General features: G+C 68.5%; 17 protein-coding genes and 1 pseudogene. 12 read left to right on the top strand and 6 right to left on the bottom strand.

Features of this window, described 5'->3' with window-relative positions; genetic code table 11:
- From OP79_RS37750 to OP79_RS37735, 4 genes are all read right to left on the bottom strand, one after another.
- On the bottom strand, positions 1-450 hold a 450-nt coding region (locus OP79_RS37750), incomplete at its 3' end, for a dihydrodipicolinate synthase family protein (protein ID WP_033326930.1).
- Positions 447-1,892: a fumarylacetoacetate hydrolase family protein gene (locus tag OP79_RS37745; RefSeq protein WP_033326929.1), complete on the bottom strand. Its 1,446-nt coding sequence runs from the start codon at positions 1,890-1,892 to the stop codon at positions 447-449. The genes OP79_RS37750 and OP79_RS37745, both read right to left, overlap by 4 nt.
- Positions 1,892-3,358: a 4-hydroxyphenylacetate 3-monooxygenase, oxygenase component gene (gene hpaB, locus OP79_RS37740; RefSeq protein ID WP_033326927.1), complete on the bottom strand. Its 1,467-nt coding sequence runs from the start codon at positions 3,356-3,358 to the stop codon at positions 1,892-1,894. Before hpaB ends, OP79_RS37745 begins: the two co-directional genes overlap by 1 nt.
- A gap of 60 nt (positions 3,359-3,418) precedes the next feature.
- A complete protein-coding gene (locus OP79_RS37735; protein WP_033326925.1) occupies positions 3,419-3,922 on the bottom strand; it encodes a flavin reductase family protein in 504 nt (167 codons plus the stop codon).
- A gap of 343 nt (positions 3,923-4,265) precedes the next feature.
- Here OP79_RS37735 and OP79_RS37730 point away from each other — a divergent pair, with 343 nt between their 5' ends.
- The 5 genes from OP79_RS37730 (at position 4,266) to OP79_RS50720 (ending at position 9,664) form a co-directional block, all read left to right on the top strand.
- Positions 4,266-4,811 carry a MarR family winged helix-turn-helix transcriptional regulator gene (locus tag OP79_RS37730; RefSeq protein WP_211270937.1) on the top strand — a complete coding sequence of 182 codons (546 nt, stop codon included), beginning with the start codon at positions 4,266-4,268 and terminating at the stop codon, positions 4,809-4,811.
- Between the two features lie 432 nt (positions 4,812-5,243).
- Positions 5,244-6,062 carry an oxidoreductase gene (locus OP79_RS37725; RefSeq protein ID WP_033326924.1) on the top strand — a complete coding sequence of 273 codons (819 nt, stop codon included), beginning with the start codon at positions 5,244-5,246 and terminating at the stop codon, positions 6,060-6,062.
- 217 nt (positions 6,063-6,279) lie between these two features.
- The gene (locus tag OP79_RS37720; RefSeq protein WP_051745238.1) at positions 6,280-7,215 is read left to right on the top strand and encodes an alpha/beta hydrolase; all 936 of its coding nucleotides are present in this window, start codon (positions 6,280-6,282) and stop codon (positions 7,213-7,215) included.
- A gap of 316 nt (positions 7,216-7,531) precedes the next feature.
- Positions 7,532-8,809, top strand: a complete 1,278-nt coding sequence (locus OP79_RS37715; RefSeq protein ID WP_211270936.1) for a PQQ-dependent sugar dehydrogenase — start codon at positions 7,532-7,534, stop codon at positions 8,807-8,809.
- 243 nt (positions 8,810-9,052) lie between these two features.
- Positions 9,053-9,664 (top strand): ester cyclase, encoded by a 612-nt coding sequence (locus OP79_RS50720; RefSeq protein ID WP_078492257.1) that lies wholly within the window; start codon positions 9,053-9,055, stop codon positions 9,662-9,664.
- A gap of 75 nt (positions 9,665-9,739) precedes the next feature.
- Here OP79_RS50720 and OP79_RS57395 read toward each other — a convergent pair whose 3' ends face one another.
- A complete protein-coding gene (locus tag OP79_RS57395; protein WP_245685593.1) occupies positions 9,740-10,048 on the bottom strand; it encodes a hypothetical protein in 309 nt (102 codons plus the stop codon).
- Here OP79_RS57395 and OP79_RS58880 point away from each other — a divergent pair.
- Positions 10,016-10,132, top strand: a pseudogene (locus OP79_RS58880) (NADP-dependent oxidoreductase); the annotation flags it as partial. The gene OP79_RS57395 and the pseudogene OP79_RS58880 sit on opposite strands and share 33 nt — an antisense overlap.
- On the opposite strand, the gene OP79_RS58665 reads toward OP79_RS58880, so the two are convergent.
- Complete coding sequence (locus OP79_RS58665; protein ID WP_425428665.1) at positions 10,119-10,412, bottom strand: hypothetical protein; 294 nt, start codon at positions 10,410-10,412, stop codon at positions 10,119-10,121. The pseudogene OP79_RS58880 and the gene OP79_RS58665 overlap by 14 nt on opposite strands.
- Positions 10,413-10,520: 108 nt before the next feature.
- On the opposite strand from OP79_RS58665, the gene OP79_RS37700 reads away from it, so the two are divergent.
- The 6 genes from OP79_RS37700 (at position 10,521) to OP79_RS37675 (ending at position 15,911) form a co-directional block, all read left to right on the top strand.
- Positions 10,521-11,387 (top strand): alpha/beta fold hydrolase, encoded by an 867-nt coding sequence (locus tag OP79_RS37700; RefSeq protein WP_033326948.1) that lies wholly within the window; start codon positions 10,521-10,523, stop codon positions 11,385-11,387.
- 33 nt (positions 11,388-11,420) lie between these two features.
- On the top strand, positions 11,421-12,227 hold the full coding sequence (locus OP79_RS37695; protein WP_245685592.1) for a strictosidine synthase: 807 nt from the start codon (positions 11,421-11,423) through the stop codon (positions 12,225-12,227).
- Positions 12,228-12,350: 123 nt separating this feature from the next.
- Positions 12,351-13,181 carry an enoyl-CoA hydratase/isomerase family protein gene (locus OP79_RS37690; protein WP_033326921.1) on the top strand — a complete coding sequence of 277 codons (831 nt, stop codon included), beginning with the start codon at positions 12,351-12,353 and terminating at the stop codon, positions 13,179-13,181.
- Between the two features lie 126 nt (positions 13,182-13,307).
- Positions 13,308-14,123, top strand: a complete 816-nt coding sequence (locus OP79_RS37685; protein ID WP_078492256.1) for an oxidoreductase — start codon at positions 13,308-13,310, stop codon at positions 14,121-14,123.
- Between the two features lie 135 nt (positions 14,124-14,258).
- On the top strand, positions 14,259-15,356 hold the full coding sequence (locus OP79_RS37680) for an SMP-30/gluconolactonase/LRE family protein (protein ID WP_245685591.1): 1,098 nt from the start codon (positions 14,259-14,261) through the stop codon (positions 15,354-15,356).
- Between the two features lie 204 nt (positions 15,357-15,560).
- Positions 15,561-15,911 (top strand): DoxX family protein, encoded by a 351-nt coding sequence (locus tag OP79_RS37675; RefSeq protein WP_033326919.1) that lies wholly within the window; start codon positions 15,561-15,563, stop codon positions 15,909-15,911.
- The last annotated feature ends 57 nt before the right edge of the window (positions 15,912-15,968 follow it).

The following is a 15,968-nucleotide window of genomic DNA, read 5'->3' as shown; positions in this document are numbered from 1 at the left end:
GACGGCCGTGCGCGAGGGCACGTTGTACGCGACGATCGGCAGATCCGGGAACTCCCGGGCCACCGTCGCGTACCACTGATACAGCGCCTCCTGCGTGGGGCGCGCGTAGTACGGCGTGATGACGAGCGCGGCGTCCGCGCCCAACTCCGCCGCGGCGGCGGTGAGTTCGAGGGTCTCGTCAAGCTTGTGGGATCCGGTGCCGGGCAGGAACGGGACGCGGTCGCCGATCTCCTCGACCGCCGTCCGCATCCCCGCGATCCGCTCGCTGACGCTCTGCGCGCTGGGCTCGCCGGTGGAGCCGCCCAGCGAGATGCCGTGCGAACCGGACTCCAGCTGGAAGCGGATCAGCGCGCGCAGGCTGTCGTGGTCGACGGCTCCGTCCGCGGTGAAGGGGGTGATGGCGGGAGCGATGGATCCGCGGATGGCGGACGGGTCGCTGCGGAATTTCATGTGTGCTCTCCTTGCGTGCTGCGCTGCTTGCGCCACCGCTCGTACATCTCGTGCCAGTCGGGACCGAGGGGATACAGGCCGTCGATGTCGTGTCCGGCGCGCACCTGCTCGGTGATGAAGTGCTCCCGCTGTTCCTGCTCCCGGCAGTCGGTGATCAGGTCCTCGGCCAGTTCGGGCGGCACGACGACCACGCCGTCCGCGTCTCCCACCAGCAGGTCGCCGGGCTGCACGAGGGCTCCGCCGCAGGCGATCGGCACTCCCGTGTCCCACGGCACATGGCGGCGGCCGAGGACGGAGGGGTGGGCTCCGCCGTGGTAGACGGGCAGCCCCAGTTCGGTGACGGCGACGCTGTCGCGCAGGCCCCCGTCGGTGACCACCCCGGCCGCGCCGCGCTGTTGGGCACGCAGGGCGAGGATGTCGCCGAGGGTGCCGGCGGAGGTGTCCCGGCGGGCGTCCATGACCAGCACATGGCCGGGTCGCAGCTGCTCGATGGCCCGCTTCTGGGCGTTCATGCCGTTGCCGTACCGCTTGAACAGGTCCTCGCGCAGCGGCAGGTAGCGCAGCGTGTGGGCGACGCCGACCATCTTCACGTCCGGCTGTGTGGGACGTACTCCGTCGATGGACATGTGCGGCAGCCCGCGACCCCGCAACTGCGCGCTGAGCGTGGCGACCGCGACCGAACGCAGTCCTTGCTCGATGCGTTTGTCGAGCAGTGGCTCGGGGGTGAACGCGGCTCCGTGGGCGGCCTCGCGTTCGGCCGCGTCCGTCCTCGGCATCGCTCCGTACGTCTCCAGGGCGGGCCCGGAGGCGATGGGGTTGCGCAGCCGCCCGGTGGACTGTCCGCTGCCGGTGACCTCGACCTCCACCGTGTCGCCGGGGGAGACGACGGACGCGCCGGCCGGAGTGCCCGTAAGGATCACGTCCCCGGGCTCCAGCGTGACCAGTCTCGACAGATCGGCGACGAGCTGTCCGAAGGGAAAGAGGAGCGTGTCGGTGGTGTCGTCCTGCACGAGTTCGCCGTTGACCCAGGTACGCAGCTGGAGTGCGGCCGGGTCGAGTTGGCGGGCATCGAGCAGCCGCGGCCCGATCGGGGTGAAGCCGTCCGCGCCCTTGGAGCGGAGGTTGGAGCCGCGGTCGGCATACCGCAGGTCGTAGACCCCGGCGTCGTTCGCGGCGGTCACCCACCGCACGTGGGACCAGCCGTCCTCCGGCCGCACCCGCTGGGCCCGGCTGCCGACGACCAGGGCGATCTCGCCTTCGAACCCGAGCAGTTCACACCCCTCCGGGCGGACGATGGCCTCCTTGGTGCCTGCCAGCGACGAGGGGGGCTTGAGGAAGTAGGAGGGCTGGGCCGGGATCCGGCCGCGCTCCTTGGCCCGGCTGGGGTAGTTGAGATGGACAGCGATGATCTTCGACGGAGGGTTCCCCAGGGGGTGCGTCATCAGGAGCGCTCCAGGCTGTGCTGATCCAAGAAGTCCTGGACCTTCGCCTTGTACGGCTCGCGGTCGTACGACTTCACGTACGCGCCGGCCATGCGGACGGGGTCGCCGAAGAAGTAGTACTCGTACAGGGCCTGGCGGCTGGAGAAGGCCGAGATACAGGTGTCCCAGACGAGACGGAAGAGCTTCACGCGCTCGGGGCCGGTGAGGGTGGCCGACTGGAGGTAGGCCTCGATGTCGGCGGCCGCCGGGCCGGTGATGTCGAGTTCGGTCGGGGTGGCCATCAGGCCGGAGGCGCCGAGCTTGCGCAGGATCTGCGGGAAGCGCTGGTAGAGCTTGGGATAGAGGTTGCGGGCGGCGTTGAGGGGGGCCCAGGCCGGGGTCAGCACCCCGTACTCGTTGACCTCGGCGTCGGCTTCCGCCGCGCGCAGGAAGGCGCGCAGCGTCTCCAGGGTGGTGATGATCTCGGCGATGTCCTCCTGGACGTGCTGGAACTGCTCGATGCCGATGGCCTCCGTGAGCAGTGTCACCAGTCCGAGGATGTACTCGGTCTTGGCGGTGGTGCGGGTGACGACCTGGTGAGTCATGTGCACCACGGAGGACGTCTGGGAGTAGAAGCCGTTGCACAGCTCGGCGTCACCGAGCGCGAAGCAGCGCTCGAAGGGCACGTGCACATCGTCGAAGACGACCACGCAGTCCGATTCCTCGAAGCGGGAGGCGAGGGGGTGGTCGTGGCGCGGGCGGTCGTAGTCGAGGGGCTCGCGGGCGATGTAGCGCAGGCCGGGGGTGTCGTTGGGGATGGCGAAGGCGTACGAGTACGGCTTGTCCTCGGGGGTGCCGCGGAGCACGGTCGAGGGGAAGACGAGCATCTCGTCGGCGAAGGGGGCGATGGTGGCGAGCATGCGCGCCCCGCGGATCACCACGCCGTTGTCGTCCTCCTTCACGATGCGTGCCGCGAGCTTGCCGCCCGCCTGCTGGGTGCCCGCCACGGCCCGGTTGACCTGCGGCGGGATCAGCGTGTGCGTGCACAGCAGATCCTCTTCGCGGGCCTTCTCGTAGTAGCGGCGGATGTTCTCGCCGAAGGCGGGGTTGGCCTGGGCGAACCAGTCGGCGGCCGAGGCGAGCGCCATCAGGGAGCTGTTCATGTAGTCGCCGGTGCGGCCCAGCATGCCGTTGCTGTGGTCGGCCCACACCTTGAACGCCTTACGGCGCTTGACGAGATCGTCGGGTGTGCGCGGAGTGAGGAAGGACGTGCCGACCGGCTCACCGGAGGTGGGGGAGGCGTACGTGAGGACGTCCTTGTGTTCGTCGCTGTGCTGGAGGTCGTACAGCTCGGCGTAGGTCCGCACCACGTTGCGGAAAGCGGGGTGCTCCTGGATTCCTCCGGTGAGCGTCTCACCCTGGATGTGCACGGTGGGGCGGGACTGGGAGAGGCGCTCGAGGAATTCCTTGCCGGTGCGTGCGGCCATGGAGGTTCTCCTGGGGAGTGGGGTGGGGCTCGAGAGGGCGGTGGGCCGGGCGGAAGGGCTTCAGAAGAGGTGCTCGATGCCGTCGGTCGACTCGGTCGTGGACGCGAAACGGCTCCAGGCGTAGGTCAGGGCGTCGCCGTCGCGGTGACCGAGGTCGGTGACGCGGCCGAGGACCAGGGTGTGGTCGCCGCCGTCGTACGCGCGCCAGGGCTCGCACTCCACCCAGGCGAGCGGGTCGGCCAGCCGGGGGACGCGCGCGCCCTCTGCCCAGCGGGGCTCCGCGGTGCTCGGGGCCCCGGCGAACAGCCGGGCCAACTGCTCCTGTTCGGCGCCGAGGATGTTCACGCAGAAGGGCCCGTCGGCCAGCTGGTCGTGGCAGCGGGCCCGGCGGGCGACGCTGACCAGGACCAGCGGCGGTTCGGCGGACACGGACGTGAAGGAGTTCATGGTGGCGCCCCGCGGACCGCTGTCGGTCGCGTACGACACCACCGTGACGCCGGTGGCAAAACGGGACATGCAGGCACGCAGCGCGCCGGGACTGGGGGGAGCGAGTGCTTCGGGCATACGAGGTTCCTTCGGATCGATCGCCCCCCACACCATCCCCGTCGACGGAGGCGGAGGCGGAACGGCCGGGGCTACCAGGCCGTGCATCGGGACGCACGGCCGGGAGGAGACCTGTCCCCTGAAGGCCTAGGGGACAAAACACAACAACTATTGCTCAACTACTGCTCAGCGCATGTAATCAATGCTTTGATTAATTGGGGACCGTACCCCCGTCGGCATCTCTGGGGAAGCCCTCGGGCGAAGGTTTTTCACGATCCGGAAACCTGGACGGGGTGCCGACGCGTGCCCGCTTCCCGAGTGCGGTCCGTGATGCCGCCCGACCTGGCCGACCTAGACTCCGACTGTGACCCAGGAACCGGAACCGCTGGATGCCGACCACCTGCACTTCTGGTCGTTCATCGACCACGCCGTCGACCGGGTCTCGCGAGAACTCCCCGGCATCGACCCGCTCGCCATGCGGCTGGTGCTCACCTTCCACCGCGCGGCCAACATGCTCGTCTACGACCTCGAATCCGCCGTACACCGGCCTCGCGGCTGGTCATGGCCCGGCTTCCGAGTGCTGTTCGCCATCTGGCTGTCGGGCCCGGTCGAGGCGAAGAAGGTCGCGGAGCTGTCCGGCATGAGCCGAGCCGCCGTGTCGGCGCTGGTGAACACGCTGGAACGGGACGGCCTGGTGAGCAAGGAGCGCGCCTCCTACGACGGGCGCGCGGTCCAGCTGGGCCTCACCGAGGCCGGCCTGCATGCGATCACCGCTGCCTTCCAGGCGCACAACGCACGTGAACAGGAGTGGGCGGGCGCCCTCAGTGAGGACGAGCAGCGGACCCTCATCGATTTGCTCGGCAAGCTGACCGCGCACTCCGCGCACTTCGACGTACGGCATCGGAACTGAGGGGTTCTCCCAGGGCAACGAGCCAAGGGCGGCTGTACGAGCCCATGGCAGGCGTCCTGCCTGGCGGACGGCGACTGCTTCGCCGCCCGAGCCGCCTGCCCGAGCCGCCTGCCCGAGCCGCCTGCCCGAGCCGACCGCGCTTGCGGCACGGGCGCTCGAAACCGTCGGCCGGCGGCGCCGACTCACTCCAAGAGCGTGACCTGGCGCAGTGCGATGTCCGTGAACGGCTCCAGCCCGGGTGAATGGCGGGAGTGCGGCCCAGGGCGAGTACGGGGTCGACACGGGGTCGACGGCCGTGGGTGTGAGTGCGCGGCGGCCAGGGGCGTACACGACTGACGCAGGTGCGGGGATGTCGGCGATCGCGATCCAGGGTTGTGCCGAGCGGACCTCCATGTAATTATGATCGTAATATAAAGACTTCGGGAGGCAGTCATGGCATCAAATCGGCCGGTAGCACTCGTGACGGGCGCGTCCTCGGGGCTCGGCAAGGCGACAGCGCACGCACTCGTCGAGGCGGGGTTCGACGTGGTCGGGACGAGCCGGAAGACGTCGGGGAGCGCTTCCAGTGGCGGTGTGACGTTCCTCGCCCTCGACGTGACCAGCGACGACTCGGTGAGCAGCGTCGTCCAGCAGGTGATCGAGCGGTTCGGGCGGATCGACGTCCTGGTCAACAACGCCGGGCTCGGCATCGACGGCGCCGCCGAGGAAATCTCCGTCGCTCAGGCGCAGCGCGTGTTCGACGTGAACGTCTTCGGCCTCATGCGCATGACCAAGGCCGTCCTGCCGCACATGCGCGGCCGGGGCCGCGGACGCGTCATCAACATCTCCTCCCTGGGCGGGTTCGTCGGCAACCCCTTCATGTCCGTCTACATCGCGACCAAGCACGCGGTCGAGGGCTATACCGAGTCCCTGGACCACGAGATCCGCGAGCATGGCGTTCGGGTCCTGCGCGTCCAGCCCGGCCCCTTCAACACCCCGTTCGACGCGAACTCGGTGCAAGCCGACACCCCTGTGCCGGTATACGCCCGCCAACGGGCCATCTACGACGAGGTGACACAGGAGCAGCTGAGGGGCGGCGACGATCCCGCCGTCATCGCCAAGGTGGTCGTCGCGGCAGCGACCGACCGGAAGCCGAAACTGAGCTATCCCGCCGGCTCGCTCGCCCCACGCCTCAAAGTGCTGCGCCGCATCCTCCCCGCCCGGACCTTCGACAAGTCCGTGCGCAAATTCAACCGGATGACCGCCGCCTGACGGCCGCGGGCCGGGGACCAGCGTGCGACTCGATCGGCTCGCGCCTGAGAACGATCTCGCGCCTGAGAACGATCACGATGCACGTTGGCCGGCGAGCAACTGCGCGACGGCATCCGTCGCACCGGCTTGATGACCGTCCCCACTCTCGAGGCCGACCACCGGCCGGGCGGCCGGACGATTCCGTACACCCTCCATGAGGGGAAGAAACGAGGACCCGATGAGTACCTTCCACCCCGATCTCGCACGAGGTCGCTTCATCCCCAATGTGTCCGTCGGACGCCTGTCGTCGCGCATCGTGCGGAGCCGGAAGATACGCCCGACCGATCCAGGGACGGGCGTCACGGTTCAAGAGCTGGTCGTGCCCGGGCCGAAGGACGCACCGCCCGTCTCGCTTCGCGTCTTCCAGCCGACCGGCCTGAAGGCAGCGGCTCCGGCGCTGCTCTGGATACACGGAGGCGGGACGATCATGGGCGCACCCGAGCTGGACGACCGTACGAACATCGCCTTCGCCCGCGAGCTCGGCATCACCGTCGCCGCGGTCCGTTATCGACTGGCGCCGGACCATCCCGCACCCGCCGCGGTCGAGGACACCTACGCCGCACTGCGCGGACTGGCCGAGCGCGCGGGCGACCTGCACATCGACATCGATCGCATCGCGATCGGCGGGGCCAGCGCAGGCGGCGGAATCGCCGCGGCCCTCGCGCTGCTCGCCCATGACCGGGCCGAGATCCGGCCGGTGTTCCAACTGCTGCTCTATCCCATGCTGGACGACCGCACGACGACGAGAACCGACCTAGACACCCTCAAGGTGCGCCTCTGGACGCCCAAGAGCAACCGGTACGCCTGGTCGTCCTACCTCGGCGACGCCGTCGCGGGCCCGGACGTCTCCCCATACGCGGCCGCAGCCCGCCGCGAGGATCTCACCGGTCTTCCTCCGGCCTGGATCGGCGTCGGCACCCTCGATCTCTTCCACGACGAAGACGTCGAGTACGCGCGTCGGCTGAGTGACAGCGGCGTCCCCTGTGACCTCGACATCATCCCCGGCGCCTTCCACGGCTTCGACCTGGTGTTTCCCAAGGCCGAGGTCTCGCGGGAGTTCTGGCGCCGGCAGGCACGGGCGCTGAAGGGCGCACTGTGGGCCGACCGTAAGTGAAGGCAGACCGAGTCCACACGTGGGGCGTCGGGGTCGAGTCAGTCAGACGCCACAGGGACCTCGACGCAGACAGCTCGACCGCATCGGCAGCTCCATGACGGATACGGTGACGGATCCGCTTCCAGCCCTTCATCCCTAACGTCGGGGACGCAGGCAATGACAGGGCCCGCCAGGGCGTGACGCCCTGGCGTCCATGAGCCTCCGCCGGACATGACGGTCCGTCGGATTTCTCCGGCAGGCCGTTTCGGCTCCTGCGACTACTTGTGGGAAGGCCGAACCCACGAAAACGTCCCCCCACCAAAGATGGAGATACGGCATGACCGCAGTGGCCGACGGGCTGGATTTCCCGACCAGCCTGGCCTTCGACGACGATCACGGAGTCTATGTGGCCGAGTCGGGGCTGCCGTTCGGCGGTGCCGCGCCGGGCGGCCGGATCTGGCGCCTCGGCAAGGACGGCGCCGACCGCCGGCTCATCGCCGATCAGTTGGCCCCTCCGGTGACCGGGCTTCTGTGGCACCAGGGCTACCTGTACGTGTCCGAGGGCGGTGCCGGCCAGATCACCCGGATCGGTCCCGACGGGCAGCGCACCGTCATCGTCGACGGCCTGCCCGGACCCGGCAACTACCACGTCGACATGGCGGTGGCGGGCCCCGACGACAAGCTGTACTTCGCTCAGGGAGCGATGTCCAACCTGGGGATCATCGGCCTGGACGCCTACGAACTCGGCTGGCTGGGCCGGCTCCCGCATTCGTACGACCTTCCCGGTCTCGACATAGAGCTGACCGGCGTCAACGTCACCACCCACGACCCGCTGACCAGCACACCCGGCGCGCAGGCCGTCACCGGCGCGTTCGTCCCCTTCGGCACCGCCACCCGTCCCGGTCAGCAGATCGGGGCCGCACTGCCCTGCTCCGCGGCCGTCATGCGCTGCGACCTCGACGGCGGCAACCTGGAACTGGTGGCCTGGGGACTGCGCAATGCCTTCGGGCTCGGGTTCCTGCCGGACGGCCGGCTCCTCGCGGTGGACCAGGGAGCGGACGACCGGGGCAGTCGTCCCATCGGAGACGCGCCCGACCTGCTGTTCGAAGTGCGCGAGGGCGCATGGTACGGCTGGCCGGACTTCATCGGCGGGATCCCGGTGACCGACCCCAGGTTCAAGCCCCAGCGCGGCCCCCAGCCCACGTTCCTGCTCGCCAACCACGACCGGCTTCCGCTCCCGGAGCAAGCCGTGCTGGACTTCGAGGCACACGTCGCGGCGACCAAGTTCGCCGTCGCCCCGCCGAGTTCCCCGCTCGCCGGACAGCTGGTGATCACGCTGTTCGGGGACGAGGCCCCGATGACGCTCCCACCGGGCGGACCGAAACTCGGCCGACACCTGCTGATGGTCGACCCGGACGGCTGGTCCACCCGTGGCCTGCCGTCCGAGCCCGACCTGCACCGGCCGATCGATGTCGGATTCGCGCCCGGTGATCCGGCCCTGTACGTCCTGGACTTCGGCGCATTCGAGATGACCGACCACGGTGTCGAGGCCAAGGCCGGGACCGGCCGCCTCCTGCGCTGGGAAGGCTGGGACCGGCCCACCGCCACCGACTGAGAGACGGTCCGCGAGAGCAGTGACGGTCTTCCGGGTGATCGTCAGGTGTTCGTCATCGCCGACGCGACGCGCTCGCTGCCGCACACGCTGCGCCCCGTTCCCCGCCGTGCCGTTCCCCGCAGTGACATTCACGGCTGACGGCGTGCCCCGGTGCTCGACCGGTAGGCCGCCACACGATCCCACTCGCCTCGGAACTCGCTTGCGGCCTCTCGGCCACCCCGATAGAATTACGATCGTAAGGCAATGGGTGATCGCCCTCCTGGCGATGACGCTCGTGACCGGCGCGTCCCGGGCTCGGAAGGGACGGTCGCGCTCGCGCAGGCCGAAAACGTGCCAGACCCTGCTCGTCCAACCCGCCTGTTCGACCCGATTCCACTGTCCGTCACCGGGGCGGAGCCGCTCCGTCCATCCGCATTGGAGAAGCACATGTCTTCCTCGAACGTCGAGACCCGAACGTCGACCGCCGACTTGCACCAGTTTGCCGATGAGTTGATCAGGCAACTCAACCTGCGGGACACCGACGGCGCGTTCGCCCTGTTCGCGCCGGACGCCCGCCTGTACGCCGCCGACGGCACCACCACCGGCGTCGAGGAGAACCGCGCGGTGGTGGCGTCGGTCTTCGACGCGTTCCCCGACATCACCTTCACGCCGGTCCGTGTCGTCGCCGAGGACGATTGGCTCGCGATCGGCTTCATCTGGGCCGGCACGAGCACCCGGCCCTTCAATGGCACTCCCGCCACCGGCCGATCCTTCAAGGTGCTGGAGTTCCGTATGTTCAAGGTGGTCGACGGGAAGATCACCGAGGCTTGGGGCCTCATCGACCTGGCGTCGCTCTTCGCCCAGTTGCAGTCCTGAGAGGGTTGCGTGAGTTGGTGCCTGTTTCACCCTTTCGGGAGGGGCAGGCGGGCCGGCCGTGACGTCGCCGAGTGGCTACGACCGCGGCTGGGTGAACAAGCCCTGCTCGGTCTCGACCAGGATTCCGCGTTCGGTCAGCCGCTTGAGTTTGAGGCGGGTGTTGTTGATGTTGTTGGGCGCGATCTCCATGTCCGTCGCCTTGTACACCTGCCGCGCCCGCAGCGGCGCGTCGGCCGCGGCGAACACCGCCATGATCTGCTGGTAGGCCGGATGGTCCGGCAGTTTCGGGGCCGTCGCCACGACCGCCGACTGCTCGAACACGGGCTTCGTGCGCGAGTCGGGGCCGACACGGTGATCGACTACCGCGCCCAGAACTTCGAGCATCACCTGGAGGTCCACGACCTGGTGCCGGGCAGCCTCGGCGGGGAGAAGCTGGAGAAGTGCTTATGGGTGCTCAAGCCCGGCGGTAGAGCCATCGGGATCGCTGGTCCCCAACCCCGCGTTCGCCCGCGAGGCCGGCCTGAACCCGCTGATGCTCTTGGCCGTCGCAGGCCTCAGCGACATCAGCGACAAGATCCGCAAGCAGGCGAAGAAGCGCGGCGAGATGTACGGGTTCCTGTTCACACACGTCGGCGGCGATCAGCTTCGCCAGATCACCGCTCTCGTCGACCAGGGCGTAGCGCGCCCGGTCGCGGGAAAAGTGTCCGGTTTCGACCAGACCCCGCAGGCGATGCAGTCCCTGTCCCATGGCGGCGTCCGCAGCAAAGCAAGCCATCACCGGCGACTACCGATCCCGCCGCGACCGCGACGGGCGGCCCGAACCGCACCGACACAGAACAAGCAAGGAGAAGCCGTCATGAGCACCAACGCCACCCCGAACGAACCCGTCATCACCTCCTACGCGAATGCCCCGGCCCGCACCGTCACCGCCGGCGGTGTCACCTACGCCTACCGCGAGCTGGGGCCCAGGGGTGGCGTCCCCGTCGTCTTCTTCGTCCACCTCGCCGCGACCCTGGACAACTGGGACCCGCGCATCATCGACCCCATCGCCAAGGGCCGTCACGTCATCGCCTTCGACAACCGCGGTGTCGGAGCCTCCACCGGCCAGGTGCCGGACAGCGTCGAGGCCATGGCCGACGACGCCTACGCCTTCATCTCGGCGCTCGGCTTCGACAAGATCGACATCTTCTCCTTCTCCCTCGGCGGCTTCGTCGCCCAGGCCCTGGTGGTGAAGCACCCCGAACTCGTCCGCAAACTCGTTCTCACCGGCACCGGTCCCAAGGGCGGCAAGGACATCGAGAAGGTTGTCGCCACCACGTACTGGGACACGCTGCGCGCCACCTTGACCCGGTCGGACCCCAAGGAGTTCCTGTTCTTCAACCGCGACTCCGTCGGCAAGGCCGCCGCGCGCGCGTTCGTCGACCGGCTCAATGAACGCACCGTCGACCGCGACGCGAAGATCAAGGTCAAGGCGTTCCAGACGCAGCTGAAGGCGATCAAGAAGTGGGGGCTCTCGACCCCCGACGACCTATCGAAGATCACCCATCCCACGCTGATCGCCAACGGCGACAACGACCGCATGGTCCCCTCGATCCTCTCCGAGGACCTGCACCGGCGTATCAAGGGCAGCGAGTTGATCATCTACCCCGACTCCGGTCACGGCGGCATCTTCCAGTACCACGAGGAGTTCTCCCCGCTCGCGGTCGAGTTCCTCGCCCGATGACCACCGTCTGACCAGGAAGAGAAAGGCAACACCATGAGCATGCCACCGGCCGCCGCGCAACTGGACGTGAAGAAGCACTTCACCTCCTCGATCCTGTTGTGGGTGCGCACCGACCAGCCCCGCCAGACCGGCATGGACTACTGGAAGGGCCCGCACTCAGAGATCATCTCCGCAACCCCGGGCATGGAGGAGTACCGCCAGATCCACCTCGCCGAGCACAACCCGGGCCGGTGGCCGGCGACCGAGGGAGTGGAGACCTCGATCCCCGTCGACCGGAAGATCGACGGCGTCGCGGAAGTCACCTTCCAATCGGCGCTTTCGCCCTCACAGGGGCGCAAGCAGACGAAGCTGGCCTACCAGGACGAGATCAACGTGTTCCGCCGCACCCTGCTCTACGCCGGCCCGCCGAACTCATCCCGCTGGTACGACGTCGCAGACCCGGGCGAGAAGGTCGGTGCCCGCGTCCTGGTCTACCTGCGCCGCAGAGACGGGGCCGGTGCGGGTGAGTTCCGGAAGCTCGTCAAGAAGCAGTTCGTGCCCGCACTCGCCGGCACCGGAGTGCTGAAGGAGCTGCGCACCCAGACGTTCCTGCCCTGGATCGAAAAGCTCTGGGACACCCCGAACGTCGCCCACGACAACCCCCACGACCAGCACTTCCACGCCTCCCTCATGCTCGGGTTCACCGACACCGCGGCACGGGACGCCTTCTTCACCGGCAACGTGGTCCAGGACCTGTCCGACCAGCTGGCACCGCTGGTCTCCGCGATCCACGCCTACGACGTCACCGCCGCCCTCACCTACGTCAAGAACGGCGAGATCCTCCCGCACTACCAGGAGTGAGTGAGCGGCAACGGCCGGGAGCAAGACCGCCGGACCTGCTCGGCAACCCATCCGCCTCAGGCGCCCCCGTCGCACTGACGCCCCGTCGCCATCCGCTATCCCGCACACATCTGGAGCCAGATCATGAGCGAGCACAGCACCATCCACTACGAGCGCACCTCACCCCAGGTCGCGAAGATCACCTTCGCTAATCCGCCCGTCAACCTCATCGCCGGCGAGACCGTCCTGCGCCTCATCCAGATCGTCGAGGAACTGGCCACCGACCCGGACATCCAGGTCGTGGTGTTCGACAGCGCCACCCCCGACTTCTTCTACAACCACTTCGACCTGGCCGCCGCCGCCGACTTCCCCGCCCCCGAGGACGAGAACGCGGTGCCGGCCTGGACGGATCTGGTCCTGAAACTTTCCAAAGCGCCCTACATCACCATCGCGGCCATTCGCGGACGCACCCGCGGCGGCGGGAACGAACTCGCCCTCGCCCTCGATCTGCGGTACGCCAGCCGGGAGGAAGCGATCTTCGGGCAGCCGGAGGTCGGCAGCGGACTGCTCCCCGGCGGTGGCGGCAGCGAACGCCTCCCGCGCGCCATCGGACGCGACCGCGCCCTGGAAGCCATCCTCACCAGCGACGACTACGACGCCGACACCGCCGAACGCTGGGGCTGGGTCACCCGTGCTCTCCCCGACAGCGAACTCGACGCCTTCGTCGACACGATCGTCGCCCGGCTCGCCTCCTTCGACCGCACCTCACTCGCCTCGGCCAAAGCCCAGATCAACCGGGCATCCCTGCCCCCGGACGCGGATCTGGTCGCCGCCTACCGCGAGTTCGCCCACTCCCTCACCCTCCCCGGGTTCCTCGCTCGCGCCGCCGAAACGCAGGCCGTCGTCGAGCAGGCCGGCATCGACTTCGAGTACCGCCTCGGGCATTACATCGGCATCGCCAACCAGCAACGCTGACACCTCGCGTTTCCCGGGTCTTTCTCGGATCGCCGGACGTGACCACTTGCCATCGGTCGACGACCGCCATATGGTCGTACGAACGTAAGGCGTACGAACGTAATTCAAAAACCAAGGGAGCTCGTGATGGCGACAACTCGGCCGGTGGCGCTCGTGACAGGTGCCACATCGGGGATCGGCAAGGAGACGGCCAGCGCCCTGGCCGCGGCGGGTTTCGAGGTGATCGGCACCGGCCGCAAGACCTCTCAACTCATCCCGCCCGACGGGGTGACCTACCTCGATCTCGACGTGGCCAGTGATGACTCGGCCACCACCGCGGTTGCAGAGGTGGTCGACCGGTTCGGACGCATCGACGTCCTGGTCAACAACGCGGGCATCGGCTCGGCGGGCGCCGTCGAGGAGAACTCCGTCGCCCAGGCCCAGCGCATCTTCAACATCAACGTCCTCGGTGTCATGCGTATGACGAAGGCCGTCCTGCCGCACATGCGCTCCCAGGGAGGTGGACGCGTCATCAACATCTCGTCCGTCCTCGGCGTCGCCCCCCAGCCCTTCATGGCCCTCTACGTCGCTTCCAAGCACGCCATCGAGGGCTACTCCGAGTCGCTGGACCACGAGGTCCGCGAGCACGGCGTGAGGGTCCTCCTCGTCCAGCCCGCCTACACCAAGACCAGCTTCGACACCAACGCCGCACAGCCCGACACCCCGCTGCCCCTGTACGCGGAGCGACGGCGCGGCTTCGACGCGATGATCGAGCAGGCGATGAAGGACGGCGACGACCCCGCCGTCGTCGCCAAAGCGATCGTCACTGCGGCCACGGACAAGAAGCCGAAGCTGCGCTACACCGCCGGCCCGCTGGCCTCACGCGTCACCACGGCGCGCCGCCTCGTCCCCGCCGGGACGTTCGACAAGCAGATCCGCAAGACCAACCGCCTGCCCGGCTGACATCACGGTCCGGTTCCACGGGCGCCGACTCCGCCCGGATGTCTCGCTGTGTCCGACATCGCTGAGGTCGGAGACGTCAGTGATGTCGCCGAAAGTCCATTGATCAGTCACTCGTTGAATTTGCCAAGGAGAGTCATGCAGCAACGCCAGCAAACGGCCCGGCGCAGTGCATCGAGCGCGAGACGTTTTCTGAAGAGGAACGTCTCCATCGCGCTGGCGGTCACCGCGTCCGCGGCCGTCCTGGGGTCGGCGCCGTCCGCGTCCGCGGGAACGGGACACTCGGGGTCCTCGGGACACTCGTATCGTGGATCCGTTGTCACCGACGTACGCACCGCGGCGACGTTCGACTACGCCGCCGGCGAGATCCCCGAGAACATCACCGCCAACCCCGACGGCTCGGTGACCCTGTCCATGCTCGGCAGTTGCGCGGTGTGCGAGCGCACCCACGGGCCGCAGCTGATGCGTATCTCCGCGTCCGGAGAGCGCACCGTGCTCGTCACCGGGCAGGTGGGTGAGGCGATCAGCGGCAACACCCGTGGCAGTGACGGCACCGTCTACTACAGCGTGTGGGCCCCGGGCAACGCGGCCAGGAACGGCGTGTACGCGCTTGGTCCGGGCGGCAGCCCTCAGCGCATCGCCGCTCTGCCCGCCGACTCGGGCCCCAACGGGCTGGCCATCGATGCGGCCGGACGCACCCTCTATATCGCGGACAGCCTGAAGGGCATCATCTGGTCCGTTCCGGTCTCGGGCGGATCGGCGACCCCGTGGCTGACCGATGCTGCTCTGGCGCCGGTGCCGACCGAAGCCCTGCCGATCGGTGTCAACGGGCTCAGGTTCCACAACGGCGCGCTGTGGGCCAGCAACTTCAACAAGGGAACACTGCTGCGGGTACCGGTCACCGGGACCGGCGCGGCCGGTCCCATCCGCCCTGTCGCGGACGGCCTGCCCAACATCGACGATTTCAGCTTCCTGACCCCCCGCTCCGACGTGGTGTTCGTGGCGCAGAACGGCTCCTCCTCGCAGAACGGTCCGGACAGGGTCGTGGTGGTCTACCCGAACGGCACCTACAAGCCCGTCCTGACCAGCGCGGACGGCCTCGCCTCACCGTCGGCGACCGCGGTTCGCGGCAACAGGCTGTACGTCACCAACGGCGGCGTCCCCGAGCCCCACGACCCGAAACTGCAGACCGGAAGGATCAACTTCACGGCGCTCCTTGCCCACGCGGCACACTGACCCGACCTGACCTGATCAGGGCGGCAGCCGGGGCACACGCCCCGGCTGCCGCGATGGAGGAACGCATCGTGCGGTACGCGGCCGGCCGACTCCGCCCTTCCGTCGGCGGCTCTCCGCCAAGCTTTCGGCGCGGGGCTGGCTCCTCGCTTGCCGCCCTGTATTCCCGGACCGATCGACGGTCCCCTTCTCCCTCCGGAGTTCTCCGTGTTCATCGCCTATGTCGTCCTCGCTGTCGCGGTGTCCCTGCTGCTGGTCTTCTCCGCCGTTCCCGACATCACCCGCGATCCGAAGATCACAGAAGGGCTCAAGGCGCTCGGGGTGCCCGACAGCTGGTTCTTGCCGCTCGGCCTGGTCAAGATCGCGGGTGCTCTGGGGCTGCTCGTCGGTATCGCCTACCGACCGTTGGGCATCGCGGCGGCGATCGGTGTCGTCCTGTACTTCCTGGGCGCCGTGATCACACACCTCCGTGGAGGCGACAAGAAGGGGGCCAGTATTCCGGCCGTCATCATGCTCGTTGCCGTGGCTCCGCTGGTGCTGGGCTTCGCGACGGTCTGATCGTGCTCCACGATCGCGATCGGACCAGCTCACGATCACACGGCGCAGCCACTGCCG

Origin of the sequence: Streptomyces yerevanensis (assembly GCF_000716805.1) — a bacterium.
Lineage (GTDB): Bacteria > Actinomycetota > Actinomycetes > Streptomycetales > Streptomycetaceae > Streptomyces > Streptomyces flaveus.
The sequence above is the reverse complement of the archived record's forward strand: the minus strand, read 5'-3'. Positions and strand labels throughout refer to the sequence as shown.

Bases quoted from the DNA above. Each gene is read 5' to 3' on its own strand.
- OP79_RS37690 (WP_033326921.1), top strand. From the start codon at position 12,351: ATGAGCGAGCACAGCACCATCCACTACGAGCGCACCTCACCCCAGGTC.
- OP79_RS57395 (WP_245685593.1), bottom strand. From the start codon at position 10,048: ATGCTCGAAGTTCTGGGCGCGGTAGTCGATCACCGTGTCGGCCCCGAC.
- OP79_RS37680 (WP_245685591.1), top strand. From the start codon at position 14,259: ATGCAGCAACGCCAGCAAACGGCCCGGCGCAGTGCATCGAGCGCGAGA.
- OP79_RS37735 (WP_033326925.1), bottom strand. From the start codon at position 3,922: ATGCCCGAAGCACTCGCTCCCCCCAGTCCCGGCGCGCTGCGTGCCTGC.
- hpaB (WP_033326927.1), bottom strand. From the start codon at position 3,358: ATGGCCGCACGCACCGGCAAGGAATTCCTCGAGCGCCTCTCCCAGTCC.
- OP79_RS37715 (WP_211270936.1), top strand. From the start codon at position 7,532: ATGACCGCAGTGGCCGACGGGCTGGATTTCCCGACCAGCCTGGCCTTC.
- OP79_RS50720 (WP_078492257.1), top strand. From the start codon at position 9,053: ATGGGTGATCGCCCTCCTGGCGATGACGCTCGTGACCGGCGCGTCCCG.
- OP79_RS37700 (WP_033326948.1), top strand. From the start codon at position 10,521: ATGAGCACCAACGCCACCCCGAACGAACCCGTCATCACCTCCTACGCG.
- OP79_RS37685 (WP_078492256.1), top strand. From the start codon at position 13,308: ATGGCGACAACTCGGCCGGTGGCGCTCGTGACAGGTGCCACATCGGGG.
- OP79_RS37745 (WP_033326929.1), bottom strand. From the start codon at position 1,892: ATGACGCACCCCCTGGGGAACCCTCCGTCGAAGATCATCGCTGTCCAT.
- OP79_RS37725 (WP_033326924.1), top strand. From the start codon at position 5,244: ATGGCATCAAATCGGCCGGTAGCACTCGTGACGGGCGCGTCCTCGGGG.
- OP79_RS37720 (WP_051745238.1), top strand. From the start codon at position 6,280: ATGAGTACCTTCCACCCCGATCTCGCACGAGGTCGCTTCATCCCCAAT.
- OP79_RS58665 (WP_425428665.1), bottom strand. From the start codon at position 10,412: ATGGGACAGGGACTGCATCGCCTGCGGGGTCTGGTCGAAACCGGACAC.
- OP79_RS37695 (WP_245685592.1), top strand. From the start codon at position 11,421: ATGAGCATGCCACCGGCCGCCGCGCAACTGGACGTGAAGAAGCACTTC.